The organism is Lentibacillus sp., assembly GCF_035301675.1.
In the GTDB taxonomy this organism is placed as follows: domain Bacteria; phylum Bacillota; class Bacilli; order Bacillales; family Amphibacillaceae; genus Lentibacillus.
Map to the genome: position 1 here is coordinate 37,230 of NZ_DATGTT010000010.1, position 19,775 is coordinate 57,004.

Consider the following 19,775-nt stretch of genomic DNA (forward strand, 5'->3'; position numbering starts at 1 on the left):
AATGGATAAAACATTATTTCTATTGTTTCTAGTCCAGCAAAGGACATTTTACCAAACGAAAGCGTGCTTTTCAACAGCTTAACACCGGGCCTGTATGATTTGAATGAAAATCGTTAAACATATTAATGATATCAAGTAAGAGTATGAAAGAGAGGGTCAGCAATGGAGGAAAACGAACATCGCTATAACGTCAGAACAGATTTGGCCGTCGAAGCCAGGGATATGTACGTTGAGAAAGAAGAAGAGCAAACGAAAGACATAAAAGGTGTCACAATCAAAGAAAAAAACGAGGGAGATATAGCAGTAACCTATGTTGATATAGATAATGAAGGCGAACAACGTCTGGGAAAAAAACAGGGCTCATATATCACGATTTATGCTGATGGGGTCAAAGAACAGGATACAGGCAAGCAAGAGAATGCTGCTAGGGTATTTGGAAAGGAATTGGAACAATTATTGGGGAAAAATAATGTTCCTTCTGGCGGCACTGGGCTAATTGTCGGGCTTGGTAATTGGAATGTCACCCCGGATGCGCTGGGACCGTTGTCCGTAGAGAAAGTGCTTGTGACAAGCCATCTATTTCAGCTGGAACATGAATCCGTGTCAGAAGGATATCGTCCGGTAGCGGCAGTCTCGCCGGGTGTCATGGGTGTCACCGGGATGGAAACGAGCAATATTATTTTTGGGATAGTAGAAAAGTTCAATCCTGATTTCGTGATTGCCATTGATGCACTTGCATCCAGATCGGTCGAACGTGTCAATGAAACCATCCAGATTTCGGACGCGGGGATTCATCCGGGCTCCGGTGTGGGGAATAAACGGAAGGAACTGAGCGAAGAGACAATTGGAGTGCCTGTATTCGCTGTCGGATGTCCCACGGTTGTTGATGCTGTGACGATCACAAGCGATACGATCGATTTCATGCTGAAACATTTTGGGCGGGAGATGCGTGAAAAGGATAAACCGTCCAAATCCTTAACACCTGCCGGGCTGTCTTTTGGTGATAAAGCATTTACGGAAGAAGATCTGCCGGATGAAGAGAAGCGCAAAACTTTCCTCGGAATCGTCGGAAATTTATCGGAGGAAGAGAAAAAATCATTGATTCAGGAAGTCCTGACACCGATTGGTCATAACTTAATGGTAACCCCAAAAGAAGTTGATGGCTTCATGAAGGATATGGCCACAGTGATTGCAAATGGTTTAAATGCTGCCCTGCACGATAAAGTAACAGTTGAAAACTTCACATCATACACCCGTTAAAGTGCGTGTTCAAAAAGGAGAATAACCGGACCTTTTTGTATAGCCTCTTAAAACATCAACAGAGATGTTCTATCATGTCTTAATGATTTAAAAGAGTTGGTTCTATCTTCTAAAACTATTTCATAGATTTTAGTATCCGGAAATAGTTCAGGGGAGTGGAACCATGTGCCTTAAAGGTCATCGCAGACCAAAAAAAAATAAGCTTTTAAGACATTTTCACAGCAGAAGCACCATTTATATCATCTGTGCCGCTGCCATAATCATTCTGGCAGGATTTTTGACAGCAGTGTCCCCGGCTTACCGGGTTTCATCCAATACGATTACAAATTGGACAAGTGACTTGAACAGTTCAACTTTTTTGTATCTGATGGCGATGGAAAACCGGGCTTTCCGGGAAGCTTATCCGGACGACAGAGAGCTGCCTGATATAAGCAATCTGTTATTTGAGATGACTACCAGTGTAAGACCCAGTGACACGAGAAGCTTGCTGGGACAGGAACTGCCGGGATTCCTAACGTTTCAGAATGAAATAATTATAGCAGGTGAAGGAACCGATTACACGAATCTTCCAGTCGAATCAGCACCTCCGCTTGAAGATATTTTGGAAGACAGGGAAGCGGTCATTGACGAGCCGGAGCAACAGGAGGATGGCAAAAATGAACAGGGGAATGAAGTGCAGCCGAGTACGGGGGAACGTGATGTTGTATTCATTTATAACACCCATAGCCGGGAGTCATTTTTACCGCATTTGCCGAATACAGATAACCCGGATGAAGCACAGCACGGGGAGGTAAATATCGGAAAAGTCAGTGAAAGATTTGCCAAAGCACTTGAAACAAATGGGATTGGCTCAAAAGTTGATCACACTGATATTATGAATATTTTAAATGAGAAAAACTGGGAATATCACCAATCGTACCAAGCCTCAAGAAATGTCGTCCAGGATGCATTTGCCGATAATGATGATTTACAATATGCGTTTGACTTACATCGTGATGGAAGTCCAAAAAATGAAACAACAACAGAAATTAACGGCAAAGATTACGCCCGGGTCATGTTTGTGGTTGGTGCAAAATATGATGGCTATGATAAAAATCTGGAAATTGCCAATAACCTGCACAATTTGATCGAGAAGAAATATCCAGGTCTCAGCCGGGGCGTTATTACCAAAAAAGGAGCAGGCAGTAATGGAATTTATAACCAGGATTTATCACCGAATGCCATGTTAATAGAGTTTGGGGGAGTCGGTAATAACCTTGATGAATTATTTCGGACTGCAGATGCCGTTGCAGACGTGTTCAGTGAATATTACTGGGATGCCGAAAAAGTAAATGCCAGCCAATAGGAGGGGGAAATCATGCGTTCACTTGTCATACTTTTATCATTGGTCGTGTTTTTTCTGACAGGACTGACCATCGGAATGGATCGAACTCATCAGGAGAGTGGTGGCTCTAAGGATATTAATGAGGCCGTTGTGCAGGATCAAGAAAAGATTATAGTGGAAAGGAATGTTACCGAGAGTGATTCGTCCGACAAAATGCTGGAGAGCACGAAAAACTCCGAGCATTTCACATATAAGGCTGCATCATTTTTGGAATCGAGTGTTAAAGGATTTTACGAGCTTGTTGTCGGTGCGGCATACCAGCTTGTTCAAGTATTTTTCTGACGCAGCAGCTGACAGCGAGTGCCGCTGCATCTGCTGCTATTCTTGAATGTATGCAGTGCAATTGCTATAATCAATCCTAGTTAAGCCTTGCCTTTGGCTGTAAAAAATGGCGAGAGACAAAGTAGGAGTGGACTGCATTTATGATCAAACAAGAGAATGTACGAAATTTTTCCATCATTGCTCATATCGATCACGGGAAATCAACGCTTGCAGATCGTATACTTGAAAAGACAAAAGCATTGACACAGCGTGAAATGAAAGAGCAATTTCTTGATGGGATGGAGCTCGAGCGCGAGCGCGGGATTACCATCAAGCTGAATGCTGTACAGTTAAATTATAAAAACAAGAATGAGGAAGAGTATTTATTTCATTTAATTGATACGCCCGGACATGTCGATTTTACATATGAGGTATCCAGAAGTCTTGCGGCATGCGAGGGTGCTGTTCTAATAGTGGATGCTGCCCAGGGTATTGAGGCACAGACACTTGCCAATGTTTATCTTGCGTTGGACAACGATCTTGAACTCATCCCTGTCATCAACAAAATCGATTTGCCGAATGCTGATCCTGACCGTGTGGCCCGGGAGCTGGAAGATATCATCGGGATTGATAAAGATGAAGTCATTTTAGCATCGGCAAAAGATGATATCGGCGTTGATGAGATTATGGAGCGCATTGTATCTGATATTCCTGCACCATCCGGTGAACCTGAAAAGCCGCTGAAAGCACTTATTTTTGATTCAGTGTATGATCCTTATCGCGGCGTCATTACTTATATTTGTATTAAAGAAGGTTCTGTCAAAGTCGGGGATAAAATCAAATTAATGGCAAACGGAAAAGAATTTGAGGTTACTGAGATTGGTGTCTTCAGACCAAATCCCGTACCAAAACAAGAATTGTCTGTCGGTGATGTCGGTTTTCTGACGGCTTCAATCAAAAATGTCGGCGATACCAGGGTTGGCGATACGATTACCCTTTCCAATCAACCGGCAGAAACAGCATTGCCCGGTTACAGACGGCTGAACCCGATGGTTTTTTGCGGGTTGTTCCCGGTTGATTCCAACCAATATAATGACCTTCGTGAAGCGCTGGAACGTCTGGAACTTAACGATTCTTCCCTGCAATATGAGGCTGAAAGTTCGCAGGCATTGGGCTTTGGTTTCCGCTGCGGATTTTTGGGCTTATTGCACATGGAAATTATCCAGGAACGAATCGAGCGGGAATTCAATATTAATTTGATTACAACAGCACCTTCTGTCATTTATGAAGTGGAGAAAACAGACGGTGAAATCGTTGAAGTGGATAATCCTTCTACTATGCCGGATTCCCAACTTGTTAATGAAGTACGGGAACCTTTTGTTGAAGCAACCATTATGGTGCCGAATGATTATGTCGGACCGGTGATGGAAATCGCCCAGAAAAAACGCGGTCAATTTGTTGATATGAAGTATCTCGACGAAATCCGCGTCAACATTGTCTATCATATTCCTCTGTCTGAAATTGTTTATGATTTCTTTAATCAACTGAAGTCACAAACGAAAGGGTATGCATCATTTGATTATGATCTAATCGGCTACAGGCCGTCAAATCTCGTTAAAATGGACATTTTGCTGAACGGTGATACGATTGATGCACTGTCATTTATTGTCCACCGCGATTTTGCATTCGAACGCGGGAAACATATTGTTGATAAGCTTAAGGATCTTATTCCAAGACAGCAATTCGAGGTGCCTGTTCAGGCAGCGATCGGGAATAAAATCATTGCACGATCGACAATTAAGGCCATGAAAAAGAATGTTTTATCCAAATGTTACGGCGGCGATATTTCCCGCAAGCGTAAACTTCTGGAGAAACAAAAAGAAGGTAAAAAGCGCATGAAAATGGTAGGGTCTGTCGAGGTCCCTCAGGAAGCGTTTATGGCTGTACTGGAAATGAATGAAGATTAACTAATTTTGATGGAGCAGGGAAAACTTTTGCCGGCTGACAGAAGTTATCCCTTTTCTGCGTTTAGGAGAGAAACTTATGAAAGCACAATCTGTATATATCCATATCCCATTCTGCCAGCAAATTTGTCATTACTGTGATTTCACCAAGTTTTTTTATAATGAAAAACTGGCAACGGAATACATTGAAGCACTTTCGAATGAAATTAATACACAAATTGACGGTACAAAGAACCAAGTCAATACTATTTTTATCGGCGGCGGCACTCCGACAGCATTGAATCTGGAACAATTGCGCTCCCTTATGCAATTGATTGATGCTAAATTTGATGTAGCCGGCGCTTCTGAATTCAGTATTGAAGCAAACCCCGGTGATTTCGATGAAGAAAAAGCAAAATTACTCAAAAGCTTTGGCGTGAATCGGGTTTCATTAGGTGTGCAAGTGTTTGATGACGCAATGCTTGAAGAACTCGGCCGCTTGCATAAAATAAAAGATGTTTACAGTACAGTTGCATTATTGCAGCAAAACGGCTTTGATAATGTCAGTCTTGACATGATTTATGCACTGCCGAATCAGACAGTTGAGCATTTTAGGCAAACATTGGATGAAGCACTTTCTTTTAATCTGCCGCATTATTCTGCATATGCTTTGCAGATTGAACCGAAAACGGTTTTTTACCAGCGTTATCATAAAGGTAAATTGCACCGTCCGCCTCAGGAAGAGGAAGTTCGTATGTATGACATTTTAAAAGAATCGATGAAGAACAATGGACTGCAGCAGTATGAAATCAGCAATTTTGCAAAACCCGGTTATGAAAGTCTTCATAATCTTGTTTATTGGAAAAATGAACATTATTACGGATTTGGCGCCGGGGCACATGGCTATTTACCAGGAAAGCGTACCGGCAATATACGGCCGCTGCCGGCTTACATCAAACAAGCTCTGGAAAATGGCTATCCGGTTCTGAATACAGAAGAAATCAGCATGAAGGAAATGATTGAAGAAGAGATGTTCCTTGGTTTACGAAAGATGGAAGGCATCAGCAATCAGCAATTTATTGAGAAGTTTGGTATTCCATATGAACTGTTATATAAAGATGCAATTTCCTATTTAAAGGATAAGGGCTGGGTTATGACAGATGGCGAATACCTGCGTTTGACCGATCAGGGAATCCTGTTCGGAAACGAAGTATTTGCGCAATTTTTGTTGGAGGAAGATGACCTGAGTGTTGTTCGTTGACAAAAAAAATAGGATTTGATAATTTATATTTAGCATTAGCACTCGGTAACCAGGAGTGCTAACAGAGGTGGTCATCATGTTAACAGAACGACAATTGCTGATTCTGCAAGTCATTGTTGATGATTTCATCGAAACGGCACAACCGGTGGGCTCTCGTTCGATTGCCAAGAAAGGTGACGTTAATTACAGTTCGGCTACCATACGAAATGAAATGGCTGATTTGGAGGATATGGGTTACCTTGAGAAGACACACTCTTCTTCCGGCCGAATACCTTCAGAGAGAGGGTACCGGTATTATGTCGATCATCTGGTTTCGCCTGAACAAACAGCAGGCAATGTTCAAATCATCCATAACATTATGCAGGATGGTCTGTTCGAGTTTGAACAAATCGTCCAAAGTTCTGCGGAAATACTGTCCCGGATAACAAACTATACATCCATTATCCTGGGTCCGGAAGTTTTTGAGACGAAATTAAAACAGCTGCAAATCATCTCACTGTCAGAGAATACATCCGTTGCTATTTTGGTTACGAACACTGGCCATGTGGAACATCGGTCATTTTCCGTCCCTGAAGCCATTAATGCATCAGATTTGGAAAAAATGGTAAACATCTTAAATGATCGATTATATGGGGTGCCGATTTTTAAGCTGCATGATAAACTCAATACTGAGATTATGAATCTGATGAATAAATATGTGACGGATTTTGAGACATCCTATGATTATCTGAAAGCTGTGTTTTTCAGCGAAAACCCGGTGAAGTTATACTTCGGCGGCAAAACAAATCTGTTAATGCAGCCTGAATTCAATGACATTGATAAGGTCCGGTCATTTTATTCCATGATTGAGGAAGAGGATGAAATCGCCAATTTGCTTAAAGGTGCATCTGATGGCGTAAAAGTTACAATCGGACATGAGAATAAAGTTGATGCAATAAAAGATTGCAGTCTTATCACAGCCACTTATGAATTGAATGAAGAACAGATGGGTACAATTGCATTGCTCGGTCCGACACGAATGGAATATAAAAAAGTGATTAAGCTTTTGGACACTCTATCAACTGAAATGTCAGAAGTTCTGTATAAGTGGTATCAAGATAATGAATAAATGAGGTCCCTATAGGGTATATCGGAATGGCGGGGCTGATTCCAGTCCTTTTTTGACAGGCGGGGAAGGTGAAATTTTCCTGTCTGCATAAGTGCAATCCGGACTTGGCACGAGCCAAGTTTTCTAATGTGTAAATGTTTATCCGGCAGGTAGTGGACAGTAACCCGCCAAGATACAAAGGTCAACTTTCCCTAAATGCCCGATTCTGTTCAACTAACATTCAGTGGCGAAAAAACACTCCACTGAATGAAGTTTCACTTTATTTCATGCGCTTATCATGTTATATTCTATCGTGGCAATTTCATAGTTAGGAGGTGGCGGGAATGACTGAACAACATCAAGAAACGATGAACAAAAATGACTCAAAAGATGAGGAACAGGATCAAAAAGATCATGAAAAGGAAGAAGTCTTCACAGAAGTCATCGATGCAGATGAACAAGACACAGAACAAACAGAGTCATCTGATAAAGAAGCAGATTCGCTTCAGGCTGAACTCAGTCAGCTGAAACAGGAGAATGATGACCTGCAGCAGCGCTTGTTGCGCAATCAGGCAGAATTTGATAATTTCAAGAAGCGTTCCCAAAAAGAAAAGGAAGCCGTCAGTAAGTACAAGTCAGAAGATCTGGCAAAAGAATTATTGCCGGCAATCGATAATTTTGAACGGGCAATGCAAGTTGAAGTTACTGAGGAAACAAAGGGCTTTGCTGATGGTGTTTCAATGGTTTACAACCAAATTAAGGAAGCACTTAAATCACAGGGTGTTGAAGAGATTGAATCTGTCGGAAAACCATTTGATCCAAACGTTCATCATGCCGTGATGCAAGTAGAGGATGAAGAAGCCGAATCAGACACAATTGTGGAAGAATTGCAGAAAGGCTATATTCTTAAAGACCGCGTTATTCGACCAGCAATGGTTAAAGTTAATAAGTAATTGTAAGAGCAGTGAAGGAGGAATTGATTATGGGCAAAATAATCGGAATTGACTTAGGTACGACAAATTCATGTGTGGCCGTAATGGAAGGTGGCGAATCGGTTGTCATTCCCAATCCGGAAGGGAACCGGACAGCACCATCTGTTGTAGCGTTTAAAAATGGTGAACGCCAAGTGGGTGAAGTGGCAAAACGTCAGGCAATCACCAACCCGAACACAGTTCAATCAATAAAACGTCATATGGGTACAGACTACAAAGTTAAAATCGATGATAAGGAATATACACCCCAGGAAATCTCTGCGATAATTCTGCAGTATCTAAAATCGTATGCTGAAGATTACTTGGGTGATACTGTAGAAAAAGCGGTTATCACAGTTCCGGCTTACTTCAATGACGCCGAACGTCAAGCTACCAAGGATGCCGGAAAAATTGCCGGTCTGGAAGTTGAGCGTATCATCAACGAACCAACTGCAGCATCATTGGCATATGGTATCGATAAAGATGACCAGGATCAGACGATTCTCGTATACGACTTGGGTGGCGGTACATTTGACGTATCGATCCTTGATATCGGTGACGGCACATTTGAAGTTGTTTCAACAGCCGGTGATAACCGTCTTGGCGGTGACGATTTCGATGAGGTCATCATGGACCACATGGTTCAGGAATTCAAAAAAGAATACGGCATCGATCTTTCCCAGGATAAAATGGCTAAGCAACGGTTAAAAGATGCAGCTGAAAAAGCCAAGAAAGATCTTTCAGGTGTAACGCAAACGCAAATTTCACTGCCATTTATTACAGCTGGTGAAAGCGGACCATTGCATTTGGAAATGAATCTGACACGTGCTAAATTTGAGGAACTTTCATCGGATCTGGTTGAGCGCACGATGGAGCCAACCCGCAAAGCATTGAAAGATGCTGGATTCTCTGCGAAAGATATTCATAAAGTTATTCTGGTCGGCGGATCAACACGCATTCCTGCTGTACAGGAAGCCATCAAACGTGAAACAGGCAAAGATCCTTCAAAAGGCGTTAACCCTGATGAAGTAGTTGCTCTGGGCGCAGCTATCCAAGGCGGCGTATTGCAAGGCGACGTAAAAGATGTTGTATTACTGGACGTTACACCACTTTCTTTGGGTATCGAAACAATGGGAAGTGTGACAACTAAATTGATTGAGCGAAATACAACAATCCCGACAAGTCATTCACAAGTGTTCTCAACCGCAGCAGACAATCAGACAGCAGTTGATATTCATGTTCTGCAGGGTGAACGTGAAATGGCCGCAGATAACAAAACACTTGGACGTTTCCAGCTGACGGACATTCCGCCAGCACCGCGTGGCATACCGCAAATTGAAGTGACATTTGATATTGACGCCAACGGTATCGTTAACGTTAGTGCAAAAGATAAGGGCACGAATAAAGAACAGTCAATTACCATTAAATCTTCTTCCGGCCTGTCAGATGAAGAAGTAGATCAAATGGTCAAAGAAGCTGAAGAAAACGCCGAAGAAGATCAAAAACGCCGTGAAGAAGCAGATCTGCGCAACGAGGCTGATCAGCTTGTATTCACAACAGATAAGACCATTAAAGATCTCGGTGATAATATAACTGATGAAGAGAAACAAAAAGCGGAAGAAGCAAAAGAAGAACTGCAAAAAGCCATCGAATCTGATGACCTTGATCAAATCAGGGAAAAGAAAGATGCGCTGCAGGAACAAGTACAGCAGCTTTCCGTTAAAATGTACGAACAAATGGCACAAGAACAACAGGCTAATCAGGAAGGGCAGGAAGAAGGCCAAGGTTCAGAAGAAGAAGATGTTGTAGACGCTGATTACAAAGAAGTAGACGACGAAGAAGACAAAAAATAATTATTATGTCACCAAACAAAAAAGTCAAAGTCAGGACCCTCTTGACTTTGACTTTTTTTCTGGCCTCAGGAAGTATAAATTGCGGTAAACGGTATATGAAAAACAATGTTAAGCTTTGTACTTCCTCTACAAAGGTTTAGTGGAGTCAGTTTCTTGTTTGCTATCATAATATAAATGATGATATGATAAACTGTATGCAATAGTGTCGGGAGAGTGATTCACAAGTGAGTAAGCGCGACTATTATGAAGTGCTTGGCGTTGAAGAAGGCGCTTCTAAAGATGAAATAAAGAAAGCTTATCGTAAACTGGCAAGAAAATACCATCCGGACGTCAGCGAAGAGGAAAATGCAGCTGACAAATTTAAAGAAGCAAAAGAAGCCTATGAAGTATTGAGCGACGAGCAAAAACGAGCCCAATATGATCAGTTTGGCCATGCAGGTGCACAAGGTCAAGGCGGATTCGGCGGTGCACAGGACTTTGGTGACTTCGGCGGTTTTGGCGATATATTCGATATGTTCTTTGGCGGCGGCCGCCGTCGTGATCCAAACGCCCCGCAGCAAGGTGCTGATTTACAATATACCATGACGCTGGACTTTGAAGAGGCCATTTTTGGAAAAGAAGCAGATATCAATATTCCAAAAGAAGAGGAATGTGACACGTGCAGCGGCTCCGGTGCAAAACCAGGCACGAAAACCGAAACATGTTCGCACTGTCAAGGTTCTGGTCAATTAAATATGGAGCAAAACACACCATTTGGCCGAGTTGTTAATCGCCGTGTGTGCCATCATTGTAACGGAACCGGTAAAATCATTCCGGAGAAATGCAATACCTGCGGTGGTTTAGGCAAAGTGAAAAAGCATAGGAACATTCACATCTCAATCCCTAAAGGTATTGATGAAGGACAGCAAATCAGGGTTGCAGGCAAGGGTGAGCCCGGTGTAAACGGTGGCCCGCCAGGCGACTTATTTGTCGTTATTCAAGTGCGTTCACACGAATTTTTCGAACGTGAAGGAGACCATATCTATTGTGAGCTGCCAGTAACATTTGTCCAGGCTGCTCTTGGTGACGAAGTGGAAGTCCCAACAGTGCATGGAAAAGTTATGCTGACAATACCTGCAAGTACTCAAACCGGGAAGATTTTCCGGCTGAAAGGAAAGGGTGCTCCGAATGTTCGCGGCTACGGTCATGGGGATCAGCATGTCCAAATAAGAGTTGTAACACCAAGCAGTCTTTCGGAACGGCAAAAAGAATTGCTACGCGAATTTAACGAAATTGGCGGAAATGAGGCAACTGACGAACAGGGTTCATTGTTCCAGCGTTTTAAAAATGCATTCAAAAGCTAAACAAGGTGCTGTCCCCGGCACCTTTTACATAAAACAATCTGATCATTTTTTCAGGAAACGGGTGGGTTAATGTGAACTGGTCTGAAATACGTGTTCATACAACAAATGAGGCAGTTGAACCAATTACCAACATTATGCATGAAACAGGTGCAAGTGGTGTTGTCATTGAAGATCCTGCCGATTTGGTTAAAGAACGCGATACGTTCTTTGGCGAAGTTTATGAATTAAACCCTGATGAATATCCCGAAGAAGGTGTTTACATCAAGGCTTATTTGCCTGTGAACAGCTTTCTGGGAGAAACGGTTGACAGAATAAAGCGGGCGATTAATAACCTGATGCTTTATGATATTGATTTGGGGCGAAATGAGATAACCTTAAGTGAAATAGATGAAGAAGAATGGGCCACAGCGTGGAAAAAATATTATAAGCCCCTTAAAATCTCCGAAAAGATTACCATCATTCCGACGTGGGAAAACTATGAGCCCGTATCCACTGATGAAGTGATTATCGAACTTGACCCGGGTATGGCATTTGGGACGGGAGCGCACCCGACAACAGTGCTGAGCATCCAAGCTATTGAGCAATACATAAACAAAAATGATGTTGTCATTGATGTAGGATGCGGTTCCGGTGTTTTGAGCATTGCTTCTGCCTTGCTCGGGGCAAAAGAAGTTTATGCTTTTGACCTTGATGACGTTGCCGTTAAAAGTACAAAAGTCAATACTGAATTGAATAAAATGGAAAGCAAAGTTACGCTGAAACAGAATAACCTGCTGGACCATGTTGACATGCAGTCGGATATCATTGTTTCGAATATTCTTGCTGAAATCATTGTAAGGTTCGCTGCGGATGCATGGAATAATCTGAAACCGAATGGACTGTTCATAACTTCCGGTATTATTCAGGCAAAAAAACAAATGGTAAAGGATGAACTGGAAAAAGCAGGATTCGACATTGTCATGCTAAATGAAATGGAGGACTGGGCAGTGATTGTCGCTAAAAAGACAGAAAATGTTGTTTAAAGAGTCCGGTGAAAATGACACATCGAATATCCGATGCTCAAAACGACCCCGCCCAGAACTTCTTAGCCCTGAACACACATTTTAAAAGAAGAGTGGTGCCTGATTTGCAGCGTTATTTTATACCAACGGAAAATTGGAAAGATAACAAGGTCACTATTACTGACGATGACGCACACCACATCATACGTGTGATGCGGTCCCGTACAGGGGATGAAATCATCTGCAGCCACCCTGATGGAAAAGCTGCGGTCTGCCGGATTACAGACATTGTAAAAAACATGGTGTATGCAATAGTCAGCGAATGGCTTGAGGAGTCAGCTGAATCACCCATTGAGATGACGATTGCACAAGGATTGCCCAAAAGCGATAAATTGGAATTTGTGCTTCAGAAAGGAACTGAGCTGGGCGCCGCTTCGTTTATTCCAGTCCAGGCTGACCGGTCAGTGTCTGTCTGGGATCAGAAAAAGGCTGAAAAAAAATTGCAGCGTTACTCAAAAATTATAAAAGAGGCAAGTGAGCAAAGTCATCGCAATAAAATCCCCTCGATTGGAACGGTAACGTCGACAACTGATTTGGCAATGAACAGCAATGACTATCAGGTAAAATTATTCGCCTATGAGGAAGAAGCAAAGATTGAAGTGTTTCAATCCTTTGGCAGAGCCGTAAGCAAAATGAGTCCGGGTGACCGGGTCCTGCTCGTTATTGGTCCGGAAGGCGGCTTTTCCAGTCGGGAAGCGGATGTGCTGAAACAAAATGAATTCATTCCAGTCAGGTTAGGTCCGCGTATTTTACGTACTGAAACAGCAGCTTTATATGCATTGGCAAGTATTTCATATCATTTTGAAGAATTGAGGTGGACATAATGCCAACAGTAGCTTTTCATACATTAGGGTGTAAAGTGAACCATTATGAAACTGAAGGTATCTGGAATATGTTTAAAGACAGCGGCTACGAACGCGTTGACTTTGACCGTCAGTCGGATGTGTATGTTATTAACACATGTACCGTAACAAATACCGGCGATAAGAAAAGCAGACAAGTCATCAGACGGGCAGTGCGCAAAAATCCGGATGCTGTCATATGTGTGACAGGATGTTATGCACAGACATCTCCCGGCGAAATTATGGAGATTCCCGGCGTCGATGTGATTGTCGGAACGCAGAACAGAAAGAAAATGATTGACTATATTGAAGAACACCAACAAACACGCGAACCGGTAAATGGTGTTACAAATATCATGAAAAATCGTGTTTTTGAAGAAATGGACGTGCCTGACTTTACTGATAGAACACGTGCATCGCTAAAGATTCAGGAAGGGTGCAATAACTTCTGTACTTTTTGTATTATTCCATGGTCAAGAGGTCTGCTGCGGTCACGGGAACCTGAAAATGTCATTCAACAGGCGCAAAGTCTCGTTGATGCAGGATATAAAGAGATCGTACTGACCGGAATCCATACTGCGGGCTATGGTGAAGACATGAATGATTACAATTTCGCCAAACTGCTTCAAGAACTTGAATCAGAAGTTAAAGGCCTTAAACGAATCCGTATTTCCTCCATTGAAGCAAGCCAGATTACGGATGAAGTCATCGATGTCTTGGATAAATCAGAAAAAATTGTCCGTCATTTGCATATTCCGCTGCAGGCAGGATCTGACACGGTGCTGCATCGTATGCGGAGAAAATATTCAACCGGATATTATAAGCAGAAAGTGGATAAAATCCGGAAGGCTCTGCCGGGACTGGCAATTACATCTGACGTAATTGTCGGCTTTCCAGGTGAGACAGAAGAAGAATTTTTGGAGACGTATAATTTTGTTAAAGAAATCGGATACTCGGAACTGCATGTTTTTCCATTCTCAAGAAGAACAGGTACGCCCGCTGCCCGTATGAATGATCAGGTTGATGCTGATGTCAAAAATGAGCGGGTTAATCGAATGATTGAACTATCGAATCAACTTGCAAAAGAATACGCATCTTGTTATGAAGACGAAGTGCTTGAGGTCATTCCGGAAGAACACGTGAATGAAACTGAAGGAAGTATGCTTGAAGGTTACACCGACAATTATATGAAAGTCCGATTTAACGGAACAAAGGATTTAATCGGACGAATTGTACGTGTGAAAATCACACAGTCAGGTTATCCTTACAATAAAGGTACATTTGTAAGGGTTATGGATAATGCTCAAAATGGAAGGGCAGAGATATCCTCTTAATTCTCGGGAACTGCCCGGAATTTTTCCCTGCATTAACGGCCTTAAGATTACCACTTCAAGATTTCACGGAACGGAAAAATATTAGGAGGGGCTCAACTGCCCGTAAAGATCTGTTTCTCTTCAACAAACATTCTGCGGGAACAACATCCCGCTGTATGAAGTTCATCTTATTTTTTCAATGAAATTTTGCCGTTAGCCTGCTATGATAGAATAAGTGGTACGAACAACTAATGCTGGGAGGAAGCAATATATGAATAAAAACCTTGCCAAATACATTGATCATACACAGTTAAAACCTGATACAACGAAAGAAAAGATTGATCAAATTGTTAAAGAAGCGCGTGAACATGGTTTTGCCTCTGTTTGTGTCAATCCATATTGGGTGCCATTCTGCTATGATAATCTGAAAGACACTGACGTGAAAGTGTGCACTGTCATAGGATTTCCGCTAGGTGCCACATCAACAGCTGCCAAAGAGTTTGAGACAAAGCAAGCTATTCAGGAAGGCGCTGAAGAAGTAGATATGGTCATTAATATCGGCGAATTGAAGTCAAAAAATGATGAAGCCGTACAGCGGGATATCGAGGTTGTTGTTGACGCAGCAAAAGGGAGTGCCTTAACCAAAGTGATCATAGAAACATCCCTGCTCACAGATGATGAGAAGGTGCGTGCATGTGAGGCTGCAAAAGAAGCAGGCGCAAACTTTGTTAAAACATCGACAGGTTTTTCCGGCGGCGGGGCCACTGTAGAAGATGTTAAGTTAATGCGTGAAACAGTCGGCAGTGAAATGGGGGTTAAGGCTTCAGGAGGCGTCCGTGACCTGAAGACAACAAAAGCCATGATTGATGCCGGTGCAACACGTATTGGCGCAAGTGCGGGTGTTGAAATCACAGCTGGTGAAACAGGTTCAACTGACTATTAGTTGATGTTTGAATGTTGTTATTCAACAATATTTAAGTTGACCTGAGCTGTTCTATTATATTATAATAAACGAAGACATGTGAAATATTATACATGTTTTTGCTTTTATTTTTGTTTTGTGCTTCGGAGGGAGGGAAATAAGCATGTCAAATCACACTCGCGTTCGTAAAAACGAGTCTCTTGAAGATGCTCTTCGTCGCTTTAAACGCAACGTATCCAAAAGCGGTACATTGCAGGAATATCGTAAGCGTGAACATTATGAAAAACCAAGCGAACGACGCAAGAAAAAGTCTGAAGCTGCCAGAAAACGCAGATAGTAAAGAAGGTGCAGGGCCCATGACATTAGCTGAACAGCTGAACCAGGATATGAAACAGGCGATGAAAAGCAAGGAAAAAGACAGACTTGCGGTCATACGCATGTTAAAAGCCTCATTGCAAAATGAGTCAATTAAACTTGGTAATAAAAATCTTTCCGAAGGCGAGGAACTGACAGTACTTTCAAGAGAGCTGAAGCAAAGGAAGGATTCCCTCCAAGAATTTAAATCAGCTGGACGCGATGACCTTGTTGACAAACTTGAAGCTGAAATTGATGTAATCCAGGCATACATGCCCCAGCAGCTGACAGAAGAAGAGCTGGAGGAGATAGTGAAAGCCACGATTAAGGAAGTTAATGCTGCTTCCAAGAAAGACATGGGTAAAGTAATGAGTGCTATCATGCCTAAAGTCAAAGGTCAGGCAGATGGTGCACAGATTAATAGACTTGTTCAAAAACATTTAAATTGAATGTCCAAAGGTCTTGTCATAAATGGCAAGACCTTTTCCCATGTTGAGGCTTTTTATGGCATCAACTTTTTAACAGAGAACTATCAACTTGACCTGTGGTTATGTTACTATTTATGTAATATACATAATTGAAACCATTTACACATGCAAAACGTAGGAATTTTTGCGGGGCTCAATAGAGAGGGGGGGTAGTTTGTATGATGGCAGACGCAGATCGCTTAAAGTGCTTACACTTATACTTATTGTAGTATGTTCCGCGTTAGGTTTGTTTTCAGTTTCCCATGCTGAGGACAAGGGCGGCGGGAAACTGGTTTATGTTATCCCGATAGAAAATGAAGTTGAGAAAGGACTTGAAGCGTTCCTGACACGGGCAACGGAAGATGCTGAACAAGAAGGTGCCGATCATATTATTTTTGAAATTGATACCCCGGGTGGCGCTGTCGCGGCTGCTGAACAAATCGGTGAACTAATGCAAAATTTGGAGCTTGAAACAACATCTTTTATTGTAAACAGGGCATTATCTGCAGGCTCTTATATTGCATTAAATACGGATAATATTTACATGAAGCCTCATGCCACTATGGGAGCAAGCGGCGTCATCAACCAGGATGGAACAGCTGCAGATAAAAAAGCCCAATCGGCGTGGCTCTCAGCCATGAAGAGTGCAGCAGAGTCGAAAGGCCGCGATCCGCTTTACGCTGCAGCTATGGCGGATCCAAGCATTGATCTTCCGGAGTATGCTGCTGAAGAAGGCAAATACCTGACACTCGGTCCCGAATCAGCTGCAGAAGTCGGCTATTCAAATGGTACCGTTGAAGATCGCACAGAGCTTCTTGAAGCATTAGGTCTTAGTAATGCGACTGTTGCTGAACAAGAGATGACCATATCTGAACAGATAGCACGGTTTATCACAAATCCTGTTGTAGTGCCAATTCTGCTGTCAATTGCCAGTCTTGGTCTGGTAGCAGAATTGTTTTCCCCCGGGTTTGGAATCCCCGGTATCATGGGGGCACTGGCATTAATCCTATTTTTTTACGGACATATGGTTGCGGGTTTGGCCGGCATGGAAGCGCTGGTATTATTGATTCTGGGTGTTGGTTTAGTTGTCGCAGAGTTATTTTTGCCGGGAGGAATTGCTGGTTTGATTGGTATTGGAGCGATTATCGCCTCACTCATCATGTCAGGTCAGGATATAGGACATATGGCGATGAGTATCAGTATTGCTTTTATTGTTACGATTATTGCTTCCATTATCTTATTTAAAACGATGGGAGGAAATAAAGGATTCTTCCGTCGTATGATATTAACCGATCAGACATCAACAGAACTGGGTTATGTATCTTCTGAGAACCGTCTTGAATTAATTGGTCTGGAGGGCATAACTTTAACGCAGCTTCGCCCATCAGGGACTGCCCTGTTTGGAGACGAACGATTGGATGTCGTGACAGAGGGAGGATTTATTGAAAAAGAACAGATGGTCAAAGTTGTTAAAGTGGAAGGCGTTCGAGTTGTAGTACGTGAGGTAAAAACATAGAAAAACAGGAGGAATTTGCATGAGTATTGAACAACTGATGCCAATTATTGTCATCGCGATCATTATAATTGCTCTGGCAGTGCTGTTTACTTTTATTCCAGTTATGCTCTGGATCAGTGCTTTGGCTGCAGGGGTAAAAGTAGGTATTTTTACACTTATCGGGATGCGTTTGCGCCGGGTTGTACCGTCAAGGGTCATTAACCCGCTGATCAAATCACATAAAGCGGGACTTGATGTTTCGACGAATCAGCTGGAAAGCCACTATTTGGCTGGCGGGAACGTTGATCGTGTGGTAAATGCTCTTATCGCCGCGCATCGTGCCAATATCCAATTGTCATTTGAGCGAGCGGCAGCTATTGATCTGGCGGGCCGTGATGTATTGGATGCCGTGCAGATGAGTGTTAACCCGAAAGTTATCGAAACACCTTTTATTGCCGGTATTGCAATTGATGGCATCGAAGTCAAAGCAAAAGCACGTATCACTGTTCGGGCGAATATTGACCGGCTTGTCGGTGGTGCCGGGGAAGATACAGTAATTGCTCGTGTCGGTGAAGGTGTTGTAAGTACCATTGGCAGTTCAGAGGCACATACAAAGGTACTGGAAAATCCAGATGCCATCTCGCATAATATTTTAGGCAGAGGATTGGATGCAGGTACAGCATTTGAAATTCTGTCGATTGACATCGCCGACGTGGATATTGGGAAAAATATCGGTGCGATTCTTCAGACAGATCAGGCTGAAGCTGACAAAAATATTGCCCAGGCAAAAGCGGAAGAAAGACGCGCTATGGCTGTCGCACAAGAACAGGAAATGGTGGCCCGGATTGAAGAAATGCGTGCAAAAGTTGTTGAAGCAGAAGCAGATGTGCCACGTGCACTTGCAGAAGCATTACGTTCCGGAAATATGGGCGTCATGGATTATATGAATTATAAGAACATTGATGCTGATACCGATATGCGTGGTACAATCGGGAAATTAACTCAGGATAATGAGGAAAATGATGACAATCATAACGAGTAATTTCACTGCTCAAGCACAAGGAGGGTTAAGATGGAAGTCATTCTGATCATCCTTGCAATTATTGCAACAGCTTCGGGTTTATTCAAGGATAAAGCAGATACAGATACACCGATTCCGAAGCGAAAAAACAACCCGCCAGGCCCTGCACCTGCTCCCTCTGGCGGTGGACAAAGCCACAGCAGCACGGAGAATGAAACCGGGACACAGACGACTGTTTCTGCTCCTTCAATTGAAGAGCAGCAGAATGAACAGCGCAAGCAATTGGCTGATCGGATGAGCACAAAAGAACACCAGGATACAGAACGAGAACATCATGCGATAATCAGCGATAAAAGCCGGACACCGGATACTGATTTATCAAATGAACACCAAAAACTAAGGAAAACCATGAATAACAACTTAACGCGTACAGGTTTAATCAATGGTGTTATCATGTCGGAGGTTTTGGGACAGCCAAGAGCAGTGAAACCGTATCGGAGTATTGTTGCTCAACGGAAAAAGTAAGGAAAACCCAATAGAACCAATAAGAACCAATATCAGACAGGCTGAAAAACTGTCCGGTATTGGTTCTTTTTTGTTCTTATCCGGCCGTTCAATTCATAAACATATGGTGAGAGGGGGGCCTCATCAGTGAAGAAATGGCAACAGAAGATCAGGCCATGGCTATCAAAATATTTTTCACTTCCTTCAGATGTCATGATGGAGCTGCCCAGGATTACAATGATTGGCCAGCTTCATATCTATATTGAAAATCATAAGGGGCTAACCGTTTATTCTGATACGGAATTGAGACTTAAGTCGCATAAAGGCTATATACAAATAACCGGAAGTCAATTTGTATTGAAAATGATGCTGCCTGAAGAGATTTTACTTGAAGGTACCATAGAAGAAGTGAAATTTATCCCCCCTTAACGGG

Annotated in this window: 19 protein-coding genes; all 19 read left to right on the plus strand. The window is 42.6% G+C overall.

The genetic code is table 11. The features are described from left to right. The first annotated feature begins 162 nt into the window (after positions 1–162). The 19 genes from gpr (at position 163) to yqfC (ending at position 19,771) form a co-directional block, all read left to right on the plus strand. Positions 163–1,260: a GPR endopeptidase gene (gene gpr, locus VK097_RS01565; RefSeq protein ID WP_324210039.1), complete on the plus strand. Its 1,098-nt coding sequence runs from the start codon at positions 163–165 to the stop codon at positions 1,258–1,260. Between the two features lie 163 nt (positions 1,261–1,423). Next, entirely contained in the window at positions 1,424–2,605 is a 1,182-nt protein-coding gene (spoIIP, locus tag VK097_RS01570; protein ID WP_324210040.1) for a stage II sporulation protein P, read from the plus strand. A 12-nt stretch (positions 2,606–2,617) separates the two neighbouring features. Beyond that, positions 2,618–2,926 (plus strand): hypothetical protein, encoded by a 309-nt coding sequence (locus tag VK097_RS01575; RefSeq protein WP_324210041.1) that lies wholly within the window; start codon positions 2,618–2,620, stop codon positions 2,924–2,926. A gap of 140 nt (positions 2,927–3,066) precedes the next feature. Then, a complete protein-coding gene (gene lepA / locus VK097_RS01580) occupies positions 3,067–4,872 on the plus strand; it encodes a translation elongation factor 4 (RefSeq protein ID WP_324210042.1) in 1,806 nt (601 codons plus the stop codon). Positions 4,873–4,948: 76 nt separating this feature from the next. Further along, positions 4,949–6,109, plus strand: coding sequence for a radical SAM family heme chaperone HemW (hemW, locus tag VK097_RS01585; protein ID WP_324210043.1), 1,161 nt, complete (start codon positions 4,949–4,951; stop codon positions 6,107–6,109). A 76-nt stretch (positions 6,110–6,185) separates the two neighbouring features. Next, a complete protein-coding gene (gene hrcA, locus VK097_RS01590; RefSeq protein ID WP_324210044.1) occupies positions 6,186–7,217 on the plus strand; it encodes a heat-inducible transcriptional repressor HrcA in 1,032 nt (343 codons plus the stop codon). A gap of 323 nt (positions 7,218–7,540) precedes the next feature. Then, the gene (grpE, locus tag VK097_RS01595) at positions 7,541–8,149 is read left to right on the plus strand and encodes a nucleotide exchange factor GrpE (protein WP_324210045.1); all 609 of its coding nucleotides are present in this window, start codon (positions 7,541–7,543) and stop codon (positions 8,147–8,149) included. A gap of 29 nt (positions 8,150–8,178) precedes the next feature. After that, positions 8,179–10,020, plus strand: coding sequence for a molecular chaperone DnaK (gene dnaK / locus VK097_RS01600; protein ID WP_324210046.1), 1,842 nt, complete (start codon positions 8,179–8,181; stop codon positions 10,018–10,020). Between the two features lie 224 nt (positions 10,021–10,244). Beyond that, on the plus strand, positions 10,245–11,363 hold the full coding sequence (dnaJ, locus tag VK097_RS01605) for a molecular chaperone DnaJ (protein ID WP_324210047.1): 1,119 nt from the start codon (positions 10,245–10,247) through the stop codon (positions 11,361–11,363). A gap of 71 nt (positions 11,364–11,434) precedes the next feature. After that, a complete protein-coding gene (prmA, locus tag VK097_RS01610; protein ID WP_324210048.1) occupies positions 11,435–12,385 on the plus strand; it encodes a 50S ribosomal protein L11 methyltransferase in 951 nt (316 codons plus the stop codon). 104 nt (positions 12,386–12,489) lie between these two features. Next, positions 12,490–13,248, plus strand: coding sequence for a 16S rRNA (uracil(1498)-N(3))-methyltransferase (locus VK097_RS01615; RefSeq protein ID WP_324210081.1), 759 nt, complete (start codon positions 12,490–12,492; stop codon positions 13,246–13,248). Beyond that, positions 13,248–14,600 (plus strand): tRNA (N(6)-L-threonylcarbamoyladenosine(37)-C(2))-methylthiotransferase MtaB, encoded by a 1,353-nt coding sequence (gene mtaB, locus VK097_RS01620; protein WP_324210049.1) that lies wholly within the window; start codon positions 13,248–13,250, stop codon positions 14,598–14,600. Before VK097_RS01615 ends, mtaB begins: the two co-directional genes overlap by 1 nt. A gap of 250 nt (positions 14,601–14,850) precedes the next feature. After that, positions 14,851–15,522 carry a deoxyribose-phosphate aldolase gene (gene deoC / locus VK097_RS01625; RefSeq protein ID WP_324210050.1) on the plus strand — a complete coding sequence of 224 codons (672 nt, stop codon included), beginning with the start codon at positions 14,851–14,853 and terminating at the stop codon, positions 15,520–15,522. A 142-nt stretch (positions 15,523–15,664) separates the two neighbouring features. Then, complete coding sequence (rpsU, locus tag VK097_RS01630; protein ID WP_324210051.1) at positions 15,665–15,838, plus strand: 30S ribosomal protein S21; 174 nt, start codon at positions 15,665–15,667, stop codon at positions 15,836–15,838. Positions 15,839–15,857: 19 nt separating this feature from the next. After that, the gene (locus VK097_RS01635; RefSeq protein ID WP_324210052.1) at positions 15,858–16,304 is read left to right on the plus strand and encodes a GatB/YqeY domain-containing protein; all 447 of its coding nucleotides are present in this window, start codon (positions 15,858–15,860) and stop codon (positions 16,302–16,304) included. Positions 16,305–16,497: 193 nt separating this feature from the next. Beyond that, on the plus strand, positions 16,498–17,838 hold the full coding sequence (locus tag VK097_RS01640; protein ID WP_324210053.1) for an NfeD family protein: 1,341 nt from the start codon (positions 16,498–16,500) through the stop codon (positions 17,836–17,838). Positions 17,839–17,857: 19 nt separating this feature from the next. Continuing rightward, a complete protein-coding gene (gene floA / locus VK097_RS01645; RefSeq protein WP_324210054.1) occupies positions 17,858–18,859 on the plus strand; it encodes a flotillin-like protein FloA in 1,002 nt (333 codons plus the stop codon). Between the two features lie 30 nt (positions 18,860–18,889). Then, positions 18,890–19,363, plus strand: a complete 474-nt coding sequence (locus tag VK097_RS01650) for a YqfB family membrane protein (protein ID WP_324210055.1) — start codon at positions 18,890–18,892, stop codon at positions 19,361–19,363. Between the two features lie 126 nt (positions 19,364–19,489). Next, entirely contained in the window at positions 19,490–19,771 is a 282-nt protein-coding gene (gene yqfC, locus VK097_RS01655; RefSeq protein WP_324210056.1) for a sporulation protein YqfC, read from the plus strand. Positions 19,772–19,775: the final 4 nt, after the last annotated feature.